Origin of the sequence: Microcoleus sp. MON2_D5 (assembly GCF_036701905.1) — a bacterium.
In the GTDB taxonomy this organism is placed as follows: Bacteria; Cyanobacteriota; Cyanobacteriia; order Cyanobacteriales; family Microcoleaceae; genus Microcoleus.
This window is the reverse complement of the sequence record NZ_JAUBRM010000017.1, coordinates 42564-66890: the sequence shown is the minus strand read 5'-3', so window position 1 is coordinate 66890 and position 24327 is coordinate 42564. Positions and strand designations below refer to the sequence as shown.

Genomic DNA, 24327 nt, shown 5'->3' with positions numbered 1-24327 from the left:
CCCGTTAGAAAAGTTTCCGGACGTATACAGGAAATGCGGACGTATACAGGAAAGACAGCTTAACGCAATTTTACAGCCGTTCCAACGGCAGTAATCAGCAGCAAAGCCCCGTTCGAGTCTACATTAATCGTGCCTGTGTCCACTTCCACGCCGATTACGGCATTGGCGCCCAGGCGCTGGGCCCGTTTTTCCAGTTCCGCGAGGGCATCTCGCTGTCCTTTGAGAAAAACTTCCTCGTAACTGCCGGTGCGCCCGCCGATGATGTCGCGAATGCCCGCGAAGAAATCTCGCAGGGCGTTGGTGCCGTAAACCACCTCAGCAGTTACAATTCCCAGGTAAGATTGAATTTCTGCTCCTTGGATGATATCAGTTGTTGTTACAATCATCAGTTGGCCTCAGTCGCGAAAATTTTGAGTGGGTCTTGTTCTGTAGATTTACTACATCTCGCCGCTCAAACATTCCTGGTAAACCATAAGTTGTCAGCTTGCTAAGCTGACAGCAACTCGCTCTTTCATTCCACACACTCTTTGAAACAAATGGCCGTGCACAAACAAAGTCTCTTGATATTCAGTACGCTGTTAGTAGCAGGATTCGCTGTCGCTGCGCCGCAGATAGCGCTCTCAGCAGAAACGTCAGTTGAAGTCAACCCTGAAAATAATTCAAATTTAGATGCTCTGCTGCGACAAGGGCGCGAGTTGGTAGATTTAGGAGACTACAGTAAGGCGATCGCCATTTATCAGGAAGCGGCACGTTTAGATACGGAAAACCCCCGCATTTTTTCTGGTATTGGCTATTTAGAAGCGCGTCAAGGCAACTATCAAGCCTCAGTGGAATTTTACCAACAAGCGATCGGTCTGGAACCCAACAATGCTGACTTCCAATACGCCTTAGGATATGCTATGGCGAATTTGCAAAACTATCCCGCAGCAGCCACAGCTTACCGCCGCGCCGCTGCGCTCGATCGCAAAAATGTCAATGCCCGGATCGGTTTGGGAGTGGTACTCTTTCAGCAAAAAGATTACAGCGGTGCTTTTAAAGCATACCAAGAGGCGATCGCCCTCGATCCGAAAAATTGGCAAGCTTATTCTTCAATGGGTTTAGTATTGATCCAGCAGGGAAATTTTGCCAGTGCTGTCACCGTGCTCCAACAAGCAGCCGAACTCGCTCCCAAACAAGCCGGTGTCCAGTTAAAATTAGGCACTGCTTTGCTGCGTGCCGGCTATACTTCCGAAGGGCTAGCAGCTTTTGAAGAAGCTGCCAAATTGGAGCCCCGGAATCCAGAAGTGCAGTTAGAAATTGGCGAACTTCTCAAGGCTCAAAACGACTTAGACGGAGCGCTGGTAGCTTATCAGCGGGCTATTGCGGTGCGACCCAATTTAGTGGACGCACACGCAGGAATCGGGAAAATTCAACTGGAAAAACAAGATTTTTTAGCAGCGATTGCCACTTTTGGGCGAGTGATTAAGCTCGATCCAAACAGGGCAGAAGCTTATTACAATATGGGTACGGCACTCAAAGCGCGCGATCGCAAATCCGAAGCAATTGAAGCTTTTCAACAAGCCCTCGACACTTACCGCCAGCAAGGCAACAATGATGGTGTACAAAAAGCTGAGGCGGCGCTCCAGCAACTAAAGTAATATTTCTCAATGGACTAATTGGTAATGGGCTAGCAGTTTTGAGTGTGGAGTAAGTAATTTTCCTAGGGCTTAACTCCTTCCACTCGCCGCGTCGCGAGGAAAAAAGCCATCTCAAAACTGTTTCTATTCCCTATTCCCTATTCCCCCTTTCCTCTTCCTTCTTCCTTCTTCCTTCGTTTGCTTAAGTTTTTAATTGAATGCAGATAAATGTGGCTAAATAGTGTACAATATTGGCGCGATTTGAGAAGGGCGATCGCGCGGGTAAATTCAAGAGGAAATAAGGCCGATCGCACAGTAGCATTTGGTAAAAACTCCATCTTTTGTAAGATGTTAAAACGGGTTCCTGAAAATGAATCTATTTCTATTGGTAGAGACAGCAAACTTGTTAACATTTGTAAAATAAGCAAAATCTCCCATCCCCAGAGCTTTATCTATGCAAACGTATGATGTGATTATCATCGGAGCAGGTCACAACGGACTGGTCTGTGCCTCTTATCTCCTCAAAGCGGGATATACCGTCCTGTTGTTAGAAAAACGTTCGGTTCCCGGCGGCGCGGCAACTACCGAAGCTGCGATTCCCGAATTGCCGGATTTTAAATTCAATATGTGCGCGATCGACCATGAATTTATCCATTTAGGGCCAGTTGTAGAAGAATTAGAACTGGAAAAACACGGTTTAGAATATCTTTTCTGCGATCCAGTTGCCTTTTGTCCGCATCCCGACGGCAAATATTTCTTAGCGCACAAATCTGTAGAAAAAACTTGTGCTGAAATTGCCCGCTACAACGAGCGGGATGCTAAAAAATATGCCGAATATACAGACTTTTGGCAGCGGGCTTTAGGTGCAATGGTTCCGATGTTTAATGCGCCACCAAAATCCATCATAGATATTCTGGGCAACTACGATATTGCAAAGATCAAAGATTTATTGTCAGTCATCGGTTCCCCCGACAAAACGCTGGACTTTATTCGCACGATGCTCACCAGCGCTGAAGACATTGTAAACGAGTGGTTTGACGAGGAATTTATCAAAGCACCCCTCGCAAGATTCGCCTCAGAACTCGGCGCCCCTCCTTCGCAAAAAACCTTGGCTGTAGGCGCAATTATGCTGGCAATGAGGCACAATCCCGGCATGGCAAGACCGCGCGGAGGGACGGGTGCATTAGTGCAAGCGCTGCTTAATGTAGTGAAAAAATACTCGGGTGTGGTACTTACCGACCAGCACGTAGACAAAATATTAGTTGATGATGGTCGCGCTGTGGGAGTTCGAGTTGCCGGGGGCACGGAATACCGCGCTACAAAAGGTGTCATTTCTAATATTGATGCTAAGCGGTTGTTTCTGCACTTAATGGACTCCAGCGATGTTGACAGTGCTGACCCGGATTTGCGGGAAAGATTGGAGCGCAAAATTGTTAACAACAACGAGACTATTCTCAAAATAGACTTAGCTCTCAATGAAGCGCCTAGATTCGAGCGCTGGAATCATCGGGACGAATATTTAATTGGGTCGGTTTTAATTGCAGACTCGGTGAGACACGTTGAACTTTCTCACAGCGACCCTTCCATCGGCAGAATCCCCGACTCTGACCCATCGATGTATGTGGTGTTTCCGACGGTACTAGACCCCTCAATGGCTCCCCCCGGACATCATACGGCTTGGATTGAATTTTTTGCTCCTTACATGATCGAAAATGCTGAAGGAACCGGCCAGCACGGTACGGGTTGGACGGATGAGCTGAAAAACAAAGTTGCCGATCGCTGCATTGATAAATTAGCAGAATATGCACCCAATATCAAAAATGCAATTATCGGCCGCCACGTGGAAAGTCCGGCGGAATTGGGAGAGCGTTTGGGGGCTTTGAAGGGAAATTATTATCACGTTGATATGACGCTAGATCAGATGATATTTTTCCGTCCTTTACCGGAGTTGGCGAATTACAAAACGCCGATCGACGGTTTGTTCCTCACGGGGGCGGGAACGCATCCGGGCGGCTCGATTTCGGGGATGCCGGGACGCAATACGGCTCGCGTTTTCCTACACTCGCAGCAGCCGATCGCGCAGACTTTCGCAGATGCGGCTAATACTCTGAAAGCGAAGGGTAAGTCGGTATTTCGGAGTAATGAGAAGTAAGATTTTTTAAACCGCAGATGAACGCAGATAAACGCAGATGAATGGGAGCGTTATCTGCGTTTGTTTGTATTGATTTATCAGTGGGCGAGTGCGAGAATTTTTTCTGGTTGATGTCCTGTGAAGGGAAAACGATTTGCGATCGCCCTCAATACCTTTTCTAAATCGGGAGCATCTTTCGCCAATGTTGGCTGCTCCTCCCGTTCGGTCAAATCTGTTAAAATATTCAGGATGATCATTGCTAAATGTTCATCAGCATTATCCAACAAACTCAATAGCTTTTCGATATCTTCTTTCGCGCCCAACCAGTACCGCGCTCCCAGCAATTCAGCTTTTACTGATAAAGGAAGCTCTAGTTTTAGATACTCTTCCAGTTTTGGCAATAGCTGCGGCGTACCTAAAAGCCCGATCGAATTAGCAGCATACCCTCTAACTGCTTTATCTTCATCAACATCAAGCAGTGAAAGCTCCAGAGTTTCTATAGCTGATGGTTCTTCTAAATATCCTAGAGTTTCTGCTGCTGATGCGCGAACCAGTGCCGAAGGGTCATGTCTGAGAATATATTCTATCGGTACAACCGCAGGACTATAACCAAGTTCTCCCAATGCCTCAACTGTTTCAGACCTAACCAGTTCTTCAGGATCGTTTAGCAAAGGCATTAATGCAAGACCAACTGTCTCCACTTCCTCTGAACCCAGATAACCTAATGCCTCGGCTGCATCGGCTCTAATTGATTCATCGGCGGATTTTAGCAATCTTAATATCTTCGGTACAGCCTCATAAACTTCTGCATCTACAAGCTGTATCAATGCTTCTGTTTGCAGGGCATAATCATCAGAATCGCAATAATCTAGCAGTGTTTCAGTTGTCAGCTTATCCATAATTTTTGCACCTCCCTAAATTTTAGTGCTTCCAGCCTAGGTTATTTTCACACTTAGTCAGTTAAATTGACTGGCATTACGCAAGTATCAAAATGACTAAGTGTGAGTAATTCGACATCCCCCAAAACTCTCTAAATTTCGTGGTACTACACTAATTGCAGACTAATTTTGGGAGATATTTCTTTGAGCAGCTTACGTTTTGGTCTTCTTCTTTTTGCCGCTGTGTCGGCTATGTTTGCCACCAAAGGCTTTCTGGGTTCTTTTAATTTTTTCCATTTTTTCTTTATCTTTATCGCGTTTAGCTTGCTGTTTCAATATTTCGAGTGCTTCAGGCATATCTGATGCTCTTTTTTGTGCGATGAGTTGTTTAGCTTCTTCTACAATACCCGTATCAGCTACATTACCTTCTGCTGTCATAGTGTTTTATTTTTGGTTTATTATACTGCTGTCATAGTGTTTTATTTTTGGTTTATTATAAGGGAGTATTAAAAATATTAGGGGCTGTTCATATTCTTATAGTCTAGCTCAGGCATCCCAACCTTGTCAATACTTGGGTGGGGCTTTATTGAACTTGTCTGCAATTAGTTTGATTTATTGGTTTTCCCCGCCCCTCTGGGGTTATGGACATTGGTGCAAGATATGAGTTATCACAAATTCATCCTTTGTGCAGATGCAAGTTATGCACGGAAATATAGAAACTCAGATTAGCGTTACCCTTTTTTGAGCGATGGCAAACCGAGTTTTGATTGTCGGGGGCCGAGGACGAATTGGCAGCAGTGTTGCCCAAGACCTTGTTACCTACACCGACGCGGAAATTACTGTTACCGGACGCAACTCTGAAGCCTCTATTGGGCCGGGATTGCCGGCCGATAGGGTGCAGTACCAAACTTTTGATTTAGCGGACAGTGCAGCCCTGCAAAAAGCAGTTTCAGAGTCTAATCTTGTCGTTCACTGTGCGGGGCCTTTTCACTACCGAGACGCCGGCGTGCTGAAAACTTGCATCGAAGCAGGTGTTAATTATACTGATGTCAGTGACAGCCGCAGTTTTACTCGCAAGGCTTTAGAATTGCGCGAAACCGCTAAGAATGCTGGGATTACTGCTATTATTAATACGGGCATTTTTCCCGGTGTGTCTAATAGCATGGTGCGCCGAGATGTGGAACAATTAGATGAAGCAGAACACATCCATTTGAGTTATGTAGTCGGAGGTTCGGGCGGCGCTGGCGTTACCGTCATGAGAACCACTTTTTTAGGTTTACAAACTCCTTTTGAGGTTTGGGAAGATCGCAAGTGGCACCAAGTAAAACCCTACAGCAATCGCGAAACAATTGAATTTCCCGCGCCCTACGGCAAAACAGGGGTTTACTGGTTTGATATGCCGGAAGCAATCACTTTGCCCGAAACATTCGCCGTCAAATCAGTTGTGACTAAATTCGGTACGTCTCCCGACCTTTACAATCACCTTACCTGGTTTGTAGCCAAGTATTGGCCTGCTAGCTGGCTCAAAAATAACTCCGTGATTGAATTTCTCTCCTACGTCAGTTATGGGATGACAAGTGTTACTAATAGTTTTAGTGGGGTTGGTGTGGCAGTGCGATCGCAAGTAACCGGTCTCAAAAACGGTCAACCGGCTAAAGTTTGCTCGACAGCGGTACACCCCAATGCTGCCGTCGCTACTGGCATTGGTACTGGCAGCATCGCTCAATTAATGTTAGAAGGTAAACTGGAAAAACCTGGAGTTTGGTCGGTAGAACAAGCTCTTTCTACTGAGCTATTTGAAGCAGCTATGCAGAACAGAAACCTAGACATAGAGCAGGTTATTTTGTAGTTCCTTAGCTTATTTATAGCAATTTAAAATGTTGGTAAATGGGATTTTTTCCCGAACTGCGAAGACGCGAAAGACGCGCCGAAAGAAAAGACTCAGGGGCTTCGTAATTGATGGGAAAACCCCTAGATAGGGTTCCTCGCAGGAATGGCGATCGCCCCTCATAGGAGATGAGTTCCGCTTGTCTAACTAATCTATCTTTTGGTAGAAGGAATTGTAACAAGCAGGCGCTTAAGATATTGGACATCATGGGAAACATCCCTTTTAGCTCGCTCTAGATGCGGTAGCTGCGACAAAGATTGCGCTTGAACCAAGGTTGTCAAGGTGCGATCGCAGTGAAGGGGCGACAAACACCATAATTTTTGCGGAAAAATACGAGGAGAAGTTGATATGAAGCGGGTTTTAAAAGCTCTCGGACAAACATTGATTCAAAGCATTTTGCTAGTCTGTACGCTGGCTTTGATTAGTCTGGTAGGTCTAGCGGTAGTACCCACTCACGGTGCTTACGCAGGTCAAGACAAGACTCACGCGCCGCAAGAAGCTACAATTACTGAACCCGCAACAAGTTTCGAGGATCTCAATCCCCAAGCAGGCTCTTACGATGAAATAGTCAAAACTGCTCAAAATCCTGCAAACGTCGAGAAAATTTACGACGAAAGCTTAAAAGAGTACAAGGGAGAACACCCGCAAGAAGGCATAGTTCAAAAAGCTGAAGAGTTGATCGAAAAGGTCACGGGCAACTAATAAATCAACAGATTTCTATCTAACTCAAGTTGCTGGTAAATACAGAGCTTCGGTGAGTAGACAATTGAGTCGCTATCAGGACTCACTTGAAAATAATTCTATAGGGTGCGCCGGACAGCGCACCTTATCGCTTTAGAGTAGGGGGTTAAACCACTTGTTGCATCCAGAGCGATTTTCTCCTTCCCCTTTTATTTAAGCTAGCAGATTCATCCTTAGGGAAGATGAAGAGAGAGGAATTAAAAAAGTAAATTAAATAATAGTTACAGTCAGATAAAAGGAAAAAAATATCATGAGCGATGACAAAAAAACGGTACATGAACCTGATGCTAACCTCGACCCGCTTTCCGGGGAAACAGGGGCTCATCCAGTGGGAACTGGTATAGGTGCGGCGAGTGCGGGTGCTGCGGGTGCTGCGATCGGCGGTGCCATCGGCGGGCCTGTAGGAGCAGTTGTAGGCGCTGTTGTGGGTTCGTTTAGTGGCGGTTTGGTCGGCAAAGGTGTCGCCGAGGCGATCGACCCCACGGTAGAAGATGCTTACTGGCAAAGCAACTACAGTTCCCGTCCTTACGTGGACACTAGCGCGACTTACGAAGACTATCAGCCTGCATACCGCACCGGCTATGAGGGATACACCCGCTATGGCAATACTGGTAAGCAATTCCACGAGATCGAACCGGATTTGCAGCGCGACTACGAAACAAATCGCGGTAAATCTAATGTGAGTTGGGACAAAGCGAAGCACGCCACGCGCGACGCTTGGGATCGGGTGGAACGTGCTGTTCCTGGCGACATTGACAAAGACGGCCGCTAAGGGCTTACGCCAAGTATTTCTCAGTCTTGGACGCACACAAACTCAAGCGTTCCGGTTATTTTTAGCCGGGTACCGGAATGGAGGGAAGTGTTTGATAAAAAAAAACCCGGCTGCTGCGTCTTGGACTGTTGTTGATAGGTGGCACAGTTTTTAAAGCGAGTTTAGCAAAGTTTTTGGGGATTTTTAGCCCCTCTCTACATCGGAGAGGGTATTTTTATGCTCCCTTGAAATCGCCTTTTTCAGCACGATTTTTATTTCACAGGACTGTTCGCTGTGAGAACTCGCTAGAGACGTATAGGCTTTGCTGTGCGGGACGATCGCACTCCTAATCAACGCTTTTTACCAAATCGGGATGCTTCGGTTGGAGATGGGCATTTTTTTTTGACTATTAGCCTTAAAATTAAACTTATTCAGGACTGAGGCATCGATCGCATATTTTTGCCATTGTTCGCGATGCGCTGTCTGCAATCGCAGCCGCATCGTAAAGCGTCGGTGGCTTCAAGTCCGATAATTGTTAATCTAAATCCTCTCATTCAAAATCGGTATAAATTGTGGATGAAATGTTGGAAAGAGCTTGGACACTCAAGCAAAATTTAATTGACTTTGTGCTGGATGCTGAGGGAGAGTTGGCGGTAGCTTTGGAAGCTTATGCTGCTGCTCGATCGACCGGCGAGCGCTACGACATTGCTCAGCAAAATCAAGTGATTGACAGTTTTACAGTCGAAGGTAAAGTCGGAGACAAAACGCCGATCGACCTATTTGTCGAAAGTCAGCCGGATTTAACCGAGGGCGATCGCAGTTTGCTAGAAAGTTGGCGGCACAGAAGCTTCACAGGCTTATTTGAAATCACTCAACTTTCCCCCGACAAGTTTGAACTGATGAACTGGCTGACGGCTAAGCACTACGTTGTCAAGCCCAACAGTCCTAATTTTCTTGCAGAAATGTCTCGCTTTAAGTTAGGAGAAATCTTGCTGGCTCGCATCGCTCCCCTCACTGATGACTGGTGGATACTTTCGAGTTCTCCCATTCTGAGGGGGAAATTGGGCAAGCCGAAGTTGGCGGTGGCGATCGGCAATTTCAAGCAAAATAACAAAAAGAACCTGTACAGCGATGCGCCGGAATTGTTAGAGCAAGCTTGGCAGTCAGTAGAAAAGTACCATGAAGATTTTACCGAATTTTTTGGCAGTGATGAATTGACGCTCTCGGGATATCACCTGAATAAACAGTTGACTGAATTTCAGGAATTCATCACTAAAAAACGCCTAGCTGATATCGGCATTGATGAAAGTAAATCTCTGGCGGATATCGTTGAAGATGCTGGAGTTGATGCAGAAGAAATTAAAGCAGCAGCTATAGCAGCAGCCGGTGCAGATCCTTCTTCAGTTGAGGTAGCCATCGATAGCAATCCTCACTCAAAAATGGTAATGCCGAAAGTCGAATTGCCCGATCGCTTCAAGAAAGCCGAACAGGTGACAGCACTTTCTCATCCTCGCTGGGGACAAACTTTTTTGTCTACCTACGCTCAATTTACTGCACTGCTAGCAGCCGAAGACTTTTCAACCGTTCCCGGTTACGAAAAGCTGGTGCGTAACTATCTAGAAGATCCTGCAATTAATGTCTGGATTTGGCAGCGGTTAGCTAAAGTTAATCCAGCGAAATTAGAACAAATTTTGCAAACTGTATTGCAGCGGACTAATTTTCAGCTCGATCGCGATTTAGATGCCCTGCTGCAAGAGTTTAAAAAACCCTTAGAACCCGAACTCCCGGAAATTGCCAGCGTTCCCGTGCACCTGCACAACTTATTTCAGGAAGCTTTAGGCGAAGTTAATAAGTCAAAGTCCAAACCGCAGGAGAAAAAGAAAAGCTCTAAAGGCTTTAAATCCTAACTAGCTAAGTTCGTGGCATACTGCTATGCCCTAATGCGCCGGCTTCGCCAACGGATACTCGATGAGATGGCCGCAGCCCAGGGACAGCAGAAACAGAGTGGCAATTTCAAGTATGAGTGCGATCGACCCTAGCCATTTTGGGCGCGTTAGGTCTGCATCCGTCAGATAATAAACCATTAAACAAGCTCACAGCTAGCTGTGAGCTTATTGCCCGGTAATATAACTCAAATAGCTTTGCAGTCAGGACTTTAGTTTTTCTTCACCGCGATTAAAAGAACTGCAGTCCTCACTACAAACACCTTTTGTTAATCTTCAACTCGTCGGACAGCCATGCGTTGCAGCGGCAGGCTGAGTATGCTAGAAGCAGTCAACAAGTAAGAAAGAACAGTAGTCAGCTTCAAACTGAGCAATAACCAGCTATCTTCTGGTAGGTGAAGTTTCAGCCCGAAAAAAGAGATGCAGTACACTATCCAGTAAGTAAAGCTCATCTTGATTAGGATTTCTTCGCTCAAAGTGCGATCGTCCGTTGGCGGTGAGTTGCGATTATCACCCAGCAGGACTAGACCCGCAATAGATGCCACAAAAGAAACCATAACGAGATAGTCATGCCAGTTAAGCTCAACCATTTCTAAACTCCGCTTGTATCCGAATTTTTGGAATCAGACATCAGTCTAAAGGATAAGTTTTCCCGCTCCAAGCAATAGTTACAAATTGAAACAGCCGGAGTTACAAATCGCAATGAAAATTCCCCGCAACCGCCAGCAACAGGCTCGTTTAGTCAGCCGCCAAGGACAATTCCCCTTAAATATTGTCAAGTTGGGAGTACCTCGCCTGCATTTTGCCGACCTCTACCACAGGCTGCTAACTCTTTCTTGGCCGCGATTTTTCATGCTGATTTGTCTCTCCTATACAGTCACGAATTCTTTATTTGCCTTAGCTTACTTGGCGGGAGGAGATTGCATTGCTAACGCGCGGCCGGGTTCTTTCCCAGATGCCTTTTATTTCAGCGTGCAAACAATGGCGACGATCGGCTACGGCTCTATGTATCCGCGCACGGATTACGCTAATACTATAGTCGCGATTCAAGCACTTTTTGGTTTGTGGGGAGTGGCGATGATTACGGGACTAGCTTTTGCTAGATTTTCCCGACCAACAGCTAGAGTTATCTTCAGCCGCGTAGCTGTGATCGCTCCTTTCAACGGTGTTCCGACTCTGATGTACCGCACGGCAAATCAGCGTTTTAACCAAATTTTAGAAGCGCAGCAGCGAGCTACTTTGATCCGCAACGAGGTAACAGCGGAAGGAGAATTTATGCGGCGTTTTTACGATTTGCAATTAGTGCGGAGTCACTCTCCGATTTTTGCCTTAACTTGGACGGTTATGCACGCAATTGACGAGAGCAGTCCTTTGTACCAACTTACTGCCCAAGACTTGATGGAACAGCAAGCGGAAATTGTAATTACGTTAACAGGAATTGACGAAACAGTTTCGCAAACTATTCACGCGCGACATTCTTTTGTGGCATCAGAAATTATGTGGAATATGCGATTTGTAGATATTCTTTTGAAATCGGCGACGGGAGGGCGGGTGGTTGATTATACTCGGTTTCACGATGTGAAACCTGTGGAATGAATGTTTTAATGGAGCCAGTGCTAGAATACCTGTATGGCAAAACAAGTTAATATTTATGAACTCAATAACTGCGAACATGACACTGAAAGAATTGGAACCGCAGCTCTTGGCTTTAACTCCCGAAGAGAAGGCTCAAGCTATAGAATTACTAGCCCAAAGTTTAAGAAAATTTTGGTCGGGAATTCAAAAGACTCCCGGCGTGTGCGGCGGCGATGCTTGCATCAGAGAAACGCGAATTCCTGTTTGGGTGCTGGTGAATGCTCGCCGTTTAGGTATTTCTGAAGCTGAACTCCTAGAAGACTATCCGACTCTGCGTGCCGCTGATTTGGCGAATGCTTGGGCTTATGCTGAGGCATATCCTGATGAGATTGAAACAGCAATTCAAGAAAATGAGGAAGATTGAAAAGTGGCGCGTTTCTATGCAAATGAACAATTTCCGAGGCGGGTTGTGGAATTGCTGAGGACTTTAGGTAACGATGTCCTTACCGTACAGGAAGCAGGAAATGCTAATCAAAAAATTCCTGATGAAGAAGTGTTAGCTTTTGCAGTGAGTATTGACCGCGCTATTTTAACGCTCAATCGCCGTCATTTTATCAGGCTGCATACATTACAACCAGACCATGCTGGTATCATTGTTTGTAAAGATGATTCAAATAGGGAGAGGCTGGCTTTACGCATTAATGAAGCTATTGCTAATCGAGAAACAGTGAGAAGTTTACTGATTCGAGTTAACCGTCCTTTGGAGTGAGTAGAAGTGATAAAATACCTCTGGTATGGAATTCAAAAGACTCCCGGTGTCATGGGCGGTGAAGCCTGTGTCCGAAAAACGCGGATTCCTGTTTGGCTGTTAATAAGTTATCGCCGTCAAGATGCCACCGATGCTCATATTTTAGAAGGTCATCCCGATCTCTGTGCAGGAGATTTGGTGAATGCTTTTAGTTATGCTGAGGCATATCCTGATGAGATTGAAACAGCAATTCAAGAAAATGAGCAAGATTGAAAAGTTACAGGTTTCTATTAAAATAAACAAAATACTCCTCGTACTATGCGAATAATTCATACTGCTGACTGGCATTTAGGGCGACGTTTTCGAGGGATCGATCGCACTTTTGAAATTGCGATCGCCCTCGAACAGATTTTGAAGCAAGCAAAAGCCTTGGATGTCGATGCTGTGCTCGTTGCCGGTGACATTTTCGACGTGCCCAACCCACCCGCTTACGCCGAACGCATTGCTTATAACTTTTTCTGCGAACTCCAAGCGGCAGGAATTCCCGCAATTGCGATCGCCGGTAATCACGATTCGGCATCCCGCATCGACAGCATCGCGCAATTGCTTTCCCTCGCCGGTGTTCGCGCTTTAGGCAAACCCAGGCGTTCCGCAGACGGCGGCACAATTACTCTTAATACAAAAAGCGGTAAACTTTGTGTGGGAGCGATGCCTTTTGCTTCCGAACAAAGACTGTTAGATGCTAATTCTCTCTGGCAGTCGGGCGATGCCGATCGCCGAAAAGATTACCGCGAAATAGTAGCATATTTACTCGAAGATTTAACCAGGGATTTTAGAGACAATACTGTCAATATTCTCATGGGACACATGAGCATTGACGGCGCTCGATTGGCCAAATCCGAAGTCGCTTATTACACGCGAGAAAAATACCTGCTATCATCGCAAACTCTGCCGCCGGAAGCTCAGTATGTCGCCCTCGGACACATCCACATTCACCAGCGGATTTCTGAGACTTCTCCCGCTTATTATTCCGGTTCTTTGATTCAGTTAGATTTTGGAGAAGCGGAACAGGAAAAAGGATTTTGCTTGATAGAAGTTGAGCCGGGAAGTCAGGCCAAGGTGGAATTTAAGCCGGTGGCTTGCCACAAGCCCTTAAAAGTGCTTAAATGTCATAACGACAATCTCGATGAAACTTTAGAAGCTCATCAGTATCATCCGGGTTTCTTGAAAGTAATTGTCGAACTGGACAGTCCGCAAATCGGACTTGCCGATCGAGTGCGCCAAATTTGTTCTCAAGCGCTGTTAATTGAACCGCGCTATCCAGATGCAGCGCTAGAAGCAACAGAAATAACTAATATCGATCCCAATAATTTCGATCCGGCAGCAGAGTTTTGCAACTATTATCAAAACCGCTTGGGAACGACACCGAAACCGACAGTATTGGAGGAATTTCAAAATTTGTACAAGAAGTTTAAGGAAACAGTTAACAATTAAATGGGTAAAAAGATACAATAACTGGTTCCCAGGCTCCGTCTGGAAATATCCAGAGGCTCTGCCTCGCGCTTAAATAGGAAAATTGGAGGCAGAGCCTCCGGATATGCGTTACCAGGCAAATAGGAAAATTGGAGGCAGAGCCTCCCGATCTGCATTACCAGGCGGAGCCTGGTAAAGAGTAATACAATCTAAAACCCCAAATCCTAAAACTAAAATCAGTATGCGTCCACTCGAACTTATTCTCGAAGGATTTACCAGCTTCCGCCAGGAACAGCGTTTAGATTTTTCTCAACTCGATTTGTTTGCAATTACTGGTGCTACAGGTGCGGGCAAATCTTCACTGTTAGATGCCATGACTTACGCTCTTTTTGGCACGACAACTCGCAGCGGCAAACAAGTAAGTGATTTGGCAAGTCAAGGCAGCGAAAATTTAAAAGTGCAGTTGCGTTTTGCTGTGGGTTCGGCACAGTATCGGGTGACGCGAAGGTGGCGTTTCCGTCCCAAATCTCCCGAAAATAAGGTGATTTTGGACAACTGGCAAAATGGTCAATGGGAAACTTTGGGGACGAGTATCGTTGCTGTTCAAAATACGATTGAACAGATTTTAGGAATGGATTTTGATACTTTTACGCGAGCAATTGTTCTGCCTCAAGGCAAGTTTGATGAGTTTATTAAAGGGGATACATCAAAACGCCGGGAAATTTTGCGGCAGCTAGCGGGATTTGAGATTTTTGAGCAGATGCGGAAGGAAACAAATGAACTCGCAAAGTTGCTGAAACAGGAACGGGAAATGGTGGAAAGGCAGCTAGCCGATTTGAGTGCGCCGACGGCTGATGAGGTGGCTCAAAGACGATCGCAACTTTTGATTTTAGAGCAGCAGTTGCCCCAGTTCGAGCGCGCTGTGATGAAAGCTCAGAAGGATCTCGATGAAGAGGAACAGCTATTTTCGCAAATCGCTCGCTGGCAAGAGCTACAACAAGAACTGACCCAATTAAATGCTAATTCTGCTGAGGTTGCAATTTTAGCACAGCGTTTAGACAGAGCGCAAGCTGCCAATCATTTACAGGGAGATTGGGCTTTAGTGCGATCGGCTCGCAGTCAGTATGAAACTGCCGCAAGTGCCTCGGTGGCAGCGCGAAAGCAGTTAATTAAAGCTCGCTCTGAGCTAGCAATAGAGCAGCAGCAACTTGACGCGGCAAAAGCGAAAGAAGAAGTGCTAGCGCCACAAATTAAGGCTCGGGAAGATGCTCTAGCTGCTGCTAAAGTATATGAAGAACAGCGCGCTCAATTAGAAAAAGAAGTTGCCCTGGCCCAAAAAATTCAACAGGAAAAACTCCGCTTTTTTATGGCAGCAGATAAAGACTTGCAAGCTGCTAACACTAAAATTCAAAGTGCGGGTTTTCGAGTTACTCAAGCAGCGGCACAGCTCGCACAGTATGCGCCGGGAGGAAAGCGTTTAGAGCAGTTGCAGCAAATTTCACCCTTATTGATGGAAATTCAGCTAATTACCAAGCAGCAAAAGACTCAGCAAGAACAGTTGGATAAATCTCTGATCCAGAAGAAAAGCGCTCAACAAAATTATGTGGAGGTTACCGCTAATTTAGAAGCAGTTGAACTCAGGCTAAAAGAGTGCGCCCGCGAGTTAGAAGCGGCGGAAACCGCTAATGCGGAAGCGGCACGTTTAGAGAGTGTTGCTGCTATCAGAATGTCGCTGAATTCTGGCGATACTTGCCCGGTGTGCGGGGGGGTGCATCCTGAGAGCGAGAGCCTCCCTCCTTTGCCGAATTCTAATATTGTCGATGTCGCTGGTTTGCGGCAGAAATTGGCGACAGCAAATAAGGTTTTTCAAGATGCTCAAAGGTTGGCGGCTGAGGGAAAAAGTGCAGTTTCAGCCTGCCTGCAAAAAGAGTCGGAAATTGCTCAAATGTTGGAATTAACCGCGCATAAAGTTGCCGAATTGCAGCAGGAAATCACTCAAGTTTTGGATACTCCTCACTGGGAAAGCTTGGGGTTGCAGCAGGAGTTGGCAATCCTTAAAGAGAGCGATCGCCAATACCGCGAAACCGAACAGCAGTTCCAACTGGCATCATTGGAATATGATAATTTTCAGGAAAGATTTAATTTTGCGGTAGCGACTCAAGCAGCTAAACAGCAGGAATATCAAGATGCGATCGCCGAATCAGACCGCCGCCAGCAGCAGTTGCAAAGTTGTGTAAATGCGCTTTATCAAATTACCGAATATCAACCTTATGCTAATTTAGCAAAAGTCTTAGAACAAGACAAGCAAGACTTGGCAAATCTGCTGAGAGTTGCCGAAAAATCCTATCAAACTGCTCAAAATAAGGTTATTCAAGCAGCAGAGAGAGAGCAACAAGCGGGAGAAGCTTTTGGACAAGCCCAAGCCCAGAAACAGCAGTTAAACCTGGATTGGTCCGCAAAATTAACAGCGGTTGATTTCACAGAAGAGACATTTTTAGCAGCGGTTGCGACAGTTAAGGAACAATCAGAATGGGAAAATGCTATTCGCTCTCACCGCGAATCAAAAATTCAGTTAGAGACGCGGGCGAAAGATTTGAGCGAGGCGATCGCAGGCCGAACTACCGATGAGAATACTTTAGCGCAAGTGCGAGCGGCAAAACATACCGCCCAAGAAAACCTCAAACAAGCCAACAACAACCGCGCCGAACTGTTAGCTTGGATTCAAGTAGCCGCCCAAAATCTCGAACAAGCCGAAAGACTGTCACAGCAAATCACAAATTTCACCGAACAAGAGCAAACTTATCACACCTTAGCGCAGAACCTCAAATCCAACGAATTTCAATCATACATTTTAGAACATTTAGAAGCAGAATTAGTCGGCAGCGCCACCTTAATTTTGCAAGAATTAACCGAAAATCGCTACAAACTAATAAACCAAGACGGCGAATACTGGGTAGCAGATAATTGGAACGGCGGCGAAGCTAGACGAGTGCGTACTCTTTCCGGTGGCGAAACCTTTGCCACTTCCTTATCAATGGCTTTAGCTTTGTCAGAAAAGCTGTCTCAAGGAGCTCACTTGGGCAGCTTATTTCTAGATGAAGGATTTGGTACTTTAGATACCGAAACTCTCGAAAGCGTTACTCAAATTTTAGAATCTTTGCGGCAGCGAGAAAGGCTGATTGGAGTGATTACCCACGTTCGAGAATTGGGCGAAAGATTGCCCGCACAAGTTAAAGTTTCTAAATCACCCCAAGGTTCTAAAATAGAAGTACATAGATCCTGAAGTGAGAGGCGTGTGCGTGAAATAGTAAACTTGCTTAAGGACGTACATTATCACTAAACCTGCCCCTACAATTACCTATAATATATGATGAAAAATCACCCGACTCGAATGCAATCGGTACAGTCGCCAATAATTCCAGTAGTTGGCGAACTGATCCGCCAAAATCCGGGAACAATATCCTTAGGACAAGGCGTAGTTTACTACAATCCGCCACAAGAATCATTTGACCGAATTCCAGAATTCTTCGCAAATACCGACAATCACAAATACAAAGCCGTGGAAGGAATTCCACAATTACAAGATGCTATCGCAGCCAAACTAAAAACCGATAACGACATAGAAATTAACAGCAAAAACTGTATTGTGGTTAGCGCCGGCAGCAACATGGGATTTACCAACGCCATTCTCGCTATCACTTCGGCGGGAGACGAAGTTATTATCCAATCACCTTATTACTTCAACCACGAAATGGCGGCCATTATGGCAAGTTGCCGACCTGTGATAGTAGAAACTGACACCAATTATCAACTTAATATTGATGCTCTAAAAAAAGCAATTACCGACAAAACGCGAGCCATAGTTACCATTTCACCAAATAATCCCACTGGTGTTGTTTATCCTTCCGAAGCACTGCGGGAAGTTAACGAGATTTGTCGCCAGCACAACATCTATCACATCAGCGATGAAGCTTATGAATATTTTACTTATAACGGCGTCAAACACTGTTCGCCCGCCGCTTTTCCCCACAGCAGCGAACATACAATTTCTCTGTTTAGCCTCTCCAAAGCCTACGGTTTTGCGAGTTGGCGGATCGGGTATATGGTAATCCCAGAACACTTGCTCGTTTCAGTGAGAAAGATTCAAGATACAATCTTAATTTGTCCCCCAGTAATTTCTCAATATGCAGCCTTGGGAGCCTTGCAAGTTGGTAGAGGTTACTGCGATAATTATGTAAGGGCGATCGCCTCTGTGCGACAACTCGTATTAGACGAACTCAATACCATCCAAAATTTGTGTACAATTTCCCCAGCCTGCGGAGCGTTCTACTTTTTCTTGAAAGTTGATACTGAAATCGATACAATGGAATTAGTAGAAAAATTAATTCGCGAATATCACGTAGCAGTGCTTCCCGGTACAACCTTCGGCATGGATAGTGGCTGCTATTTGCGTGTTGCTTACGGTGCTTTGGAAAAAGCAACCGCCACCGCAGGTATTAGGAGATTAGTTAAAGGTTTGAAGACAATTTTAAACAAGTAAAATAGGAAGATTTAACATGGTTGCCACTAATTTAAAAGCAAATACAAATATCCAAGATACCTCCGCTGCAAGACTGGCAGACTTGCGCGATTTGATGGCAGATTATGAATTAGATTGCTATTACATCCCAGCGGTTGACGAACACTTAAACTTATCAGTTCCAGCAGCCAAGCAACGACGAGCTTGGATGTGCGGTTTTACGGGTTCCGCTGGTGATTTGTTGGTTGGTAAAGATGCCGCTTGGTTGTTTGTGGATTCCCGCTACTACGAACAAGCCGAATTGCAAGTCGATACTGGAATTATTCAAATATCGAAACTCGGCTTAGAAGGAAATTTAACCTTAATTGAAACTTTAGAAAAACTGGCTGTAGAATCGGCCGAAAAATCAACAAAAATTCGCCTGGGTTTTGATCCGTTTACCGTAGCGACAGAGCAATATCAAAATTGGGTGAAAAAATTCGCGAATGCAGAGATTGAGCTCATACCAATCCGGGAGAATTTGACAGACAAAGTGCGATCGCAAACTCCTTGGCAAACAGCAGAGACTTTACCCGCGATTGATGCAGAGCCCATATTTAGCTTACCTGTATCCCTGACCGGAGAAACCGCCGCCGAAAAATTAGCCCGAGTCAGGGAAGCGATGCAAAAAGCCAACATCGATGTGCTTCCGATTACCAACCTCAATCAAATAGCGTGGCTGTTCAACCTCCGAGGCTCGGATATTCCCCACATTCCCATTTTCATATCCTATGCCATTGTCACCACAGATTCAGCATTTTTGTTTACAAATACCGAACGAATTTCACTAGAAATCAAGCAAGAATTGCGGGCGGATGTAACTTTGCTTCCCTACGCAGACTATCCGCATACATTAGAAACTTGCGTAAATTTGCCACATAAAGTTCGGGTACTTTTAGACCCGAAACACAGCACAGCAGGCACGTACCAGTTAATATTAAACCATCAAGAAGCGCAGTTATACAACATCGAGATAGTTTTTGAGACGCATCCGGTAGAAGGGATGAAAGCTCGCAAAAATCCGGTTGAAATCGAGCAAATGAAATCAGCCAATTTCAAAGCAAGTCGAGCGAAAACTTTGACTTTAAAGTGGTTGACTGAACAGCTAGAAAATGGTAAGGTGTTAACAGAGTTTGATGTCAAAGAAAGCATCGAAAGATTTTACCAGGAAGAAACAGATTTTCAGACTTTAACTTTTAGAACCATCGCCGGTGCGGGAGCTAATAGCTCGATCGTACATTACGGAACCCCCAGCCCAGAAGTCACCTTAAAACCCGGAGAATTGCTGCTGCTGGATTCAGGCGCGCAATATTTAGCAGGTACAACCGACGATACGAGAACAATAAGTATCGGAGAACCGACGGCGCTACAAATAGAACACTACACCACAGTTTTAATCGCGCACATCAACTGTGCAATGCAGCAATTCCCCAAAGGAACAACGGGAGCGCAATTAGATGCGATCGCCCGTGCGGTATTATGGCAAGAACAGCTAGACTACGGACATGGCACCGGGCACGGAGTCGGCGCGTTTTTAGCCGGTCACGAAGGGCCAAACGGCATCAGCAAATCTGTGCAGTATCCCCTGGAAGCGGGAATGGTAACTAGCATCGAACCGGGATATTACGAACCGGGATGGGGCGGAATTCGCATCGAAAATCTCTATGTTGTCAGGGAAATGCCATCAAAAAACGGTTCGGTTTGGTACGGATTTGAATCGCTGACGTATATTCCGTTTGAGCGCAAATTGATAAATGTCGATCGACTGTCAAAGACTCAACTAGCATGGTTGAATAATTATCACGCTTCGGTAGTCGAGAAACTGGAACCCGTACTTGATGCAGCAGCCATTGAATGGTTGAAAACAGCCTGCGCTGCGTTAGGTTAAGCCTTGTAATTTGTCGCACATTTAACTTGTGCACCTCTTTTTATTAAAACTCTTGTGGGGTGGGCAGGCGAGCCCGCCCCAAAGGTACAAAATAGCCTATATCAGATAGGGACACGGCACTGCCGTGTCCCTACTTTATTTAATCCGATTATTTAATCCGATTGAAAACTGCTATAAAGCTGGTGACAGGATTTGAACCTGCGACAGGCTGATTACAAATCAGCTACTCTACCAACTGAGTTACACCAGCAGTGAAAATTAATATAGCAAACTTATAGTCATCAGCGCAACCCCCCCAGCCATTTTTTTTTCAAATTCCCTCAAAACCCCTCCCCGTAAGGGCAAAACCGGAATTGTCTGCCCACTTCCCACTGCCCACTGCCAATTAACTAATCGCAGCGCCAAATCTTAATCGTCTGATCCGCACTGCCGCTGGCGAGCAAATTGCCCGAAGGTGCGATCGCCACCGAGTACACAGTACCCGAATGTCCCTTAAGAGCGCTCAACAACTCCCCCGTCTGCAAATTCCAAATATTAATCGTATTCTCATCGCACCCACTCACCAAAGTCAAACCGTCCCGACTGATAGCAACCGACTCGCCCCGACTCACATAATTCTGCAAAATATGCACCGCCTCATTCGTTCCTAAATTCGTTTCACCCTTTCCCCTTCCAGAATTAGTATTTAAAATCCGCAACAAACTGCCCGTGTGCAAATTCCGCAGCTTAATCGTATAATCATTGCTCACGCTAGCAAGAATCTGACCGTCCGGCGCGATCGCCACCGAATTCACCCCAACATTCAACCCCGAAAGAGTCCGCAGCAAATTGCCGCTTTCCACATCCCAAACCTTGCTAGTTGCATCCGAACTGCCACTCGCCAATATTTTACCGTCTGGGCTAAAAACCACCGCATTCACATTGTCAGAATGACCCCTCAAAGTCCGCAGCAACTCACCACTCCGCAAATTCCACAGCTTAATCGTATTATCAGCCCCGCCGCAGCTAGCAATTACCTGGCGCTTCGGATTAATCGCCACCGAATTCACCTCCATAGAATGTCCCGGAAAAGTACACAGCAAATCACCGGTGTGCAAATTCCAAAACTTAATCGTTTCGTCCGAACTGCCGCTGACCAACATTTTTCCGTCATAGCTAATAGCAACGGAATTTACGCGATCGGAATGTCCCGTCAGAGTGCCAATTAATTCCGCTGTTTCTAAATTCCAAATCTTAATAGTTTTATCCCAACTACCGCTAGCCAGAATTTTACCGTCAGGGCTAATCGCCAGAGAATTCACAAACGATAAATGTCCTGGCAGCGTATATACACACCGCCATTTCTGATGTTTTAATTTGTGAGCTAATTCCTTCACCCGCTTAGATGCCGCCTCAGCTTCCTCTCTGCGTTTGAGTTCAGCTTCCTCCAAACGCTGGCGTTCCGCCTTAGCTTTCGCCTCTCGAAGCGCCAGCCGCCGCATCTCTCCCTTATAGACTATTCGCTGCTGCTCCTGAATTTCTTTAAGAGTTTCAATATACGGTTGTGCCCAATCTTTAGAAAACCATTCCTGAGCAAATTCCGCCTCTAATTTAAATAACTGAGGTTCGTGAGTAAAATCGATATTTAAATAATACAAATCCGCTAAAAAAGCCGCCAATAACTTGTGAATAGTCACAATTATTTGCCTAATAATCCGCAGGCTCAGTTTTTCATCTTTTCCCTGCGCTTCCAACTGGTGATAAACCTCTTCCCAATTCCAAGGCTGCATCGCCACTAGAGAAACGCTCTGATTTATGATTCCCCAAAAACCGACATGAAAATTAACTTCATAATCGCTGATATCGCTGTAGAGTATAGCTGTAGGTACGGGAGACAAAACACTCTGCAACCGCTCGACATCAATATCAGAAATCGATTTTTTGAAATAGTCTCCGTAAAATTGAACCGGACACACATCTCCGTGCTGCGGGTAGTGCTGATTCAAAAAAGCTCTTAACTTAGCCGGCAGCTCGATATTTAGATTGTGGCGAAACGAATCCGGGCAATCTTCGCTAATTTTTGCGGGAGCAACTAACAGCAGCAATCGGTGCTGCTGCTGCTGCAAAATCTGTTCAGTTTCCTGCCTGCTCAAATTAGAAAACCAGTTGTCCCTGTCCCAAATAGTTTGAATTTCGCTCAGCTTAACTCGAATTGCTTCTGATTGAAACTCTCGCATTAAGTCGCGGCAAAGCCGGCTAATTGCCCGCTTATCTCTCAATTCTTGTGCCTTAATTCGATTAACACGTTCTTCCTTTGCCCATTCTTCTGCGTCGGCGAGGGCGATTAATTGTTGTTCTCTGGCCTGCTGCCGCTGCAAATATCTCATTTGTGCTTTAATCCAGCGGGGGTCTTTTTTGATTTGCTGGTTCAAAGCTGAAGAACCCGACGGCTCAATTTCTGCATAGCGTTCGTTGACAGCGCTTGCTCCCAATCTTTCTCCCAATTCAGAGGCTACAGGCTTCAACAGTTCAATTAGGGTGTCTGAGACAGGGCGGGGTAAGGACATACCAGTTAAAACTTTTTCTTACTTAAGGGCGATCGCGCGAGTCAGACATATCCCCCTGGGGCGGGGACTCTTGGCAGGGCTATTACATTTGAGCGAGCGGCCGATGGTAATCGTAGGGCGTATCGTGCAGCCGCGCAAGTTGAGCACCTTAACTCAATAATAGTATTTATACACTTTACATTTTACCCCAAATCTGAATCGAAAGCACCGAGGGAAAAGACATCAGAATATGCGATCGACCCTGAGTTCCCCCAATTCATTTTTTTTGTTGCCATTTGACTCGCTCTTGTCTATAATCGTACTTCACAACCATAATTACGGTATTCCGACCCAATAACCGTACTTTTTCTAGAGGAACAAATATAATGAGTCCGTGGCAACGCCTAAATCAACACCTTCACTGGCCGCAACAGCCATCAGCCAGCACAAATCAATCATTTACTGCCCTCAAAAGATTTGTGTCGCTATTTTTAGTCGGAATAACTTTAAGTCTGGCCGTTGCATCCTGCGGCCAGGGAAGCACCAACAACCCCGCAGCCACTCCAGGCGGTGCTAGCCCAGCAGCCAACAAAGGCAACGTAGAATTAACCCTAGTATCCTTCGCCGTCACGAAAGCCGCCCACGAAGCCATAATTCCCAAATTCGTAGAACAGTGGCAAAAAGAAAAGGGTCAAACCGTCACTTTTAACCAAAGCTACGGCGGTTCCGGTTCCCAAACTCGGGCTGTAATTGACGGTTTAGAAGCCGACATCGTACACCTAGCCCTCGCCCTCGACACTGCAAAAATCGAAAAAGCCGGACTAATTCAACCTGGGTGGGAAAAAGAAGTTCCCAACGAAGGCATAGTCAGTAAATCCGTAGGAGCAATAGTCACCCGCGAAGGCAATCCCAAAAACATCAAAACCTGGGAAGATTTAAGCCAAGACGGAGTAAAAGTGATTACTGCCGATCCCAAAACATCAGGCGTTGCCCGTTGGAATTTCCTCGCACTTTGGGGCTCGGTTGTTAAAACCGGAGGAGACGAAACCAAAGCATTAGACTTTACTAGCAAAGTCTACAAAAACGTCCCGATTCTGACTAAAGATGCCCGCGAAGCCACTGATGTATTTTTCAAACAAGGGCAAGGCGACGCCTTAATTAACTACGAAAACGAGATTTTTCTGGCAGGTGAGAAAGGCGAAAAACCGACTTATAGTATTCCCGAAGTCAATGTTTCGATCGACAATCCGATTGCCATCGTCGATAAAAACGTGGATAAACACGGTACTCGCGAAGTCGCCGAAGCATTTGTCAAGTTTCTCTACACCCCAGAAGCTCAGCGAGAATTTGCCAAAGTAGGCTTCCGCCCAGTAGATGCGACAGTAGCGGCGGAACCAGAATTTGTCAAAAAATATGCCCCCATCAAAACCCTATTTACAGCTCAAGACTTAGGAGGTTGGGGAGATATTCAGCAGAAATTCTTCGATGACGGAGCTGTTTTTGACAAAATCCAAGGTTCAATTAAACAGTAAAAAAACAGAAGGCTCAGATACCCGACTTCCTCGAAGTTGTCGGGTATCTAAAAGATTCACTATTCTTGGCAACTCAAAAC

Annotated in this window: 21 protein-coding genes and 1 tRNA gene; 15 read left to right on the top strand and 7 right to left on the bottom strand. The window is 45.7% G+C overall.

Annotated features, from left to right (window positions below; genetic code table 11):
* Positions 1-59: 59 nt before the first annotated feature.
* Positions 60-386, bottom strand: a complete 327-nt coding sequence (locus QUA47_RS08605; protein ID WP_190656844.1) for a YbjQ family protein — start codon at positions 384-386, stop codon at positions 60-62.
* A gap of 150 nt (positions 387-536) precedes the next feature.
* On the opposite strand from QUA47_RS08605, the gene QUA47_RS08600 reads away from it, so the two are divergent.
* Complete coding sequence (locus tag QUA47_RS08600) at positions 537-1637, top strand: tetratricopeptide repeat protein (protein WP_333430442.1); 1101 nt, start codon at positions 537-539, stop codon at positions 1635-1637.
* Positions 1638-1774: 137 nt separating this feature from the next.
* On the opposite strand, the gene QUA47_RS08595 is transcribed toward QUA47_RS08600, so the two are convergent.
* Positions 1775-2044 carry a hypothetical protein gene (locus tag QUA47_RS08595; RefSeq protein WP_333430441.1) on the bottom strand — a complete coding sequence of 90 codons (270 nt, stop codon included), beginning with the start codon at positions 2042-2044 and terminating at the stop codon, positions 1775-1777.
* 26 nt (positions 2045-2070) lie between these two features.
* Between QUA47_RS08595 and crtO the strand changes: the two genes are divergently transcribed.
* Positions 2071-3768, top strand: coding sequence for a beta-carotene ketolase CrtO (gene crtO, locus QUA47_RS08590; protein ID WP_333430440.1), 1698 nt, complete (start codon positions 2071-2073; stop codon positions 3766-3768).
* 77 nt (positions 3769-3845) lie between these two features.
* Here crtO and QUA47_RS08585 read toward each other — a convergent pair whose 3' ends face one another.
* Positions 3846-4646: a HEAT repeat domain-containing protein gene (locus tag QUA47_RS08585; protein WP_333430439.1), complete on the bottom strand. Its 801-nt coding sequence runs from the start codon at positions 4644-4646 to the stop codon at positions 3846-3848.
* A 192-nt stretch (positions 4647-4838) separates the two neighbouring features.
* Complete coding sequence (locus QUA47_RS08580) at positions 4839-5063, bottom strand: polymorphic toxin type 34 domain-containing protein (protein WP_333430438.1); 225 nt, start codon at positions 5061-5063, stop codon at positions 4839-4841.
* Between the two features lie 310 nt (positions 5064-5373).
* Between QUA47_RS08580 and QUA47_RS08575 the strand changes: the two genes are divergently transcribed.
* The 4 genes from QUA47_RS08575 (at position 5374) to QUA47_RS08560 (ending at position 9912) form a co-directional block, all read left to right on the top strand.
* Positions 5374-6474 carry a saccharopine dehydrogenase NADP-binding domain-containing protein gene (locus tag QUA47_RS08575; RefSeq protein WP_333430437.1) on the top strand — a complete coding sequence of 367 codons (1101 nt, stop codon included), beginning with the start codon at positions 5374-5376 and terminating at the stop codon, positions 6472-6474.
* Between the two features lie 387 nt (positions 6475-6861).
* Positions 6862-7215, top strand: a complete 354-nt coding sequence (locus tag QUA47_RS08570; RefSeq protein WP_333407338.1) for a hypothetical protein — start codon at positions 6862-6864, stop codon at positions 7213-7215.
* A 289-nt stretch (positions 7216-7504) separates the two neighbouring features.
* The gene (locus tag QUA47_RS08565; RefSeq protein ID WP_190656828.1) at positions 7505-8026 is read left to right on the top strand and encodes a hypothetical protein; all 522 of its coding nucleotides are present in this window, start codon (positions 7505-7507) and stop codon (positions 8024-8026) included.
* Between the two features lie 551 nt (positions 8027-8577).
* A complete protein-coding gene (locus QUA47_RS08560) occupies positions 8578-9912 on the top strand; it encodes a hypothetical protein (protein WP_333430436.1) in 1335 nt (444 codons plus the stop codon).
* Between the two features lie 305 nt (positions 9913-10217).
* Here QUA47_RS08560 and QUA47_RS08555 read toward each other — a convergent pair whose 3' ends face one another.
* Positions 10218-10538, bottom strand: coding sequence for a hypothetical protein (locus tag QUA47_RS08555; RefSeq protein WP_006634523.1), 321 nt, complete (start codon positions 10536-10538; stop codon positions 10218-10220).
* Between the two features lie 112 nt (positions 10539-10650).
* Between QUA47_RS08555 and QUA47_RS08550 the strand changes: the two genes are divergently transcribed.
* The 8 genes from QUA47_RS08550 (at position 10651) to QUA47_RS08515 (ending at position 20190) form a co-directional block, all read left to right on the top strand.
* Positions 10651-11544: an ion channel gene (locus QUA47_RS08550; RefSeq protein WP_333430435.1), complete on the top strand. Its 894-nt coding sequence runs from the start codon at positions 10651-10653 to the stop codon at positions 11542-11544.
* Between the two features lie 76 nt (positions 11545-11620).
* A complete protein-coding gene (locus QUA47_RS08545) occupies positions 11621-11947 on the top strand; it encodes a DUF433 domain-containing protein (RefSeq protein WP_333430461.1) in 327 nt (108 codons plus the stop codon).
* Between the two features lie 3 nt (positions 11948-11950).
* Positions 11951-12292, top strand: coding sequence for a DUF5615 family PIN-like protein (locus QUA47_RS08540; protein WP_333430434.1), 342 nt, complete (start codon positions 11951-11953; stop codon positions 12290-12292).
* Between the two features lie 6 nt (positions 12293-12298).
* Positions 12299-12544 carry a DUF433 domain-containing protein gene (locus tag QUA47_RS08535; RefSeq protein WP_445301714.1) on the top strand — a complete coding sequence of 82 codons (246 nt, stop codon included), beginning with the start codon at positions 12299-12301 and terminating at the stop codon, positions 12542-12544.
* Positions 12545-12589: 45 nt separating this feature from the next.
* On the top strand, positions 12590-13765 hold the full coding sequence (locus QUA47_RS08530; protein WP_333430433.1) for an exonuclease SbcCD subunit D: 1176 nt from the start codon (positions 12590-12592) through the stop codon (positions 13763-13765).
* Positions 13766-13985: 220 nt separating this feature from the next.
* Positions 13986-17027 carry an SMC family ATPase gene (locus QUA47_RS08525; protein WP_333430432.1) on the top strand — a complete coding sequence of 1014 codons (3042 nt, stop codon included), beginning with the start codon at positions 13986-13988 and terminating at the stop codon, positions 17025-17027.
* An 87-nt stretch (positions 17028-17114) separates the two neighbouring features.
* A complete protein-coding gene (locus QUA47_RS08520) occupies positions 17115-18284 on the top strand; it encodes a pyridoxal phosphate-dependent aminotransferase (protein ID WP_333430460.1) in 1170 nt (389 codons plus the stop codon).
* 16 nt (positions 18285-18300) lie between these two features.
* On the top strand, positions 18301-20190 hold the full coding sequence (locus QUA47_RS08515; RefSeq protein ID WP_333430431.1) for an aminopeptidase P family protein: 1890 nt from the start codon (positions 18301-18303) through the stop codon (positions 20188-20190).
* A 177-nt stretch (positions 20191-20367) separates the two neighbouring features.
* Here QUA47_RS08515 and QUA47_RS08510 read toward each other — a convergent pair.
* Positions 20368-20440 (bottom strand) — tRNA-Thr (locus QUA47_RS08510).
* A gap of 139 nt (positions 20441-20579) precedes the next feature.
* Entirely contained in the window at positions 20580-22736 is a 2157-nt protein-coding gene (locus QUA47_RS08505) for a WD40 domain-containing protein (RefSeq protein ID WP_333283074.1), read from the bottom strand.
* A 365-nt stretch (positions 22737-23101) separates the two neighbouring features.
* On the opposite strand from QUA47_RS08505, the gene QUA47_RS08500 reads away from it, so the two are divergent.
* The gene (locus QUA47_RS08500) at positions 23102-24247 is read left to right on the top strand and encodes a sulfate ABC transporter substrate-binding protein (RefSeq protein WP_333430430.1); all 1146 of its coding nucleotides are present in this window, start codon (positions 23102-23104) and stop codon (positions 24245-24247) included.
* Positions 24248-24327 lie beyond the last annotated feature (80 nt).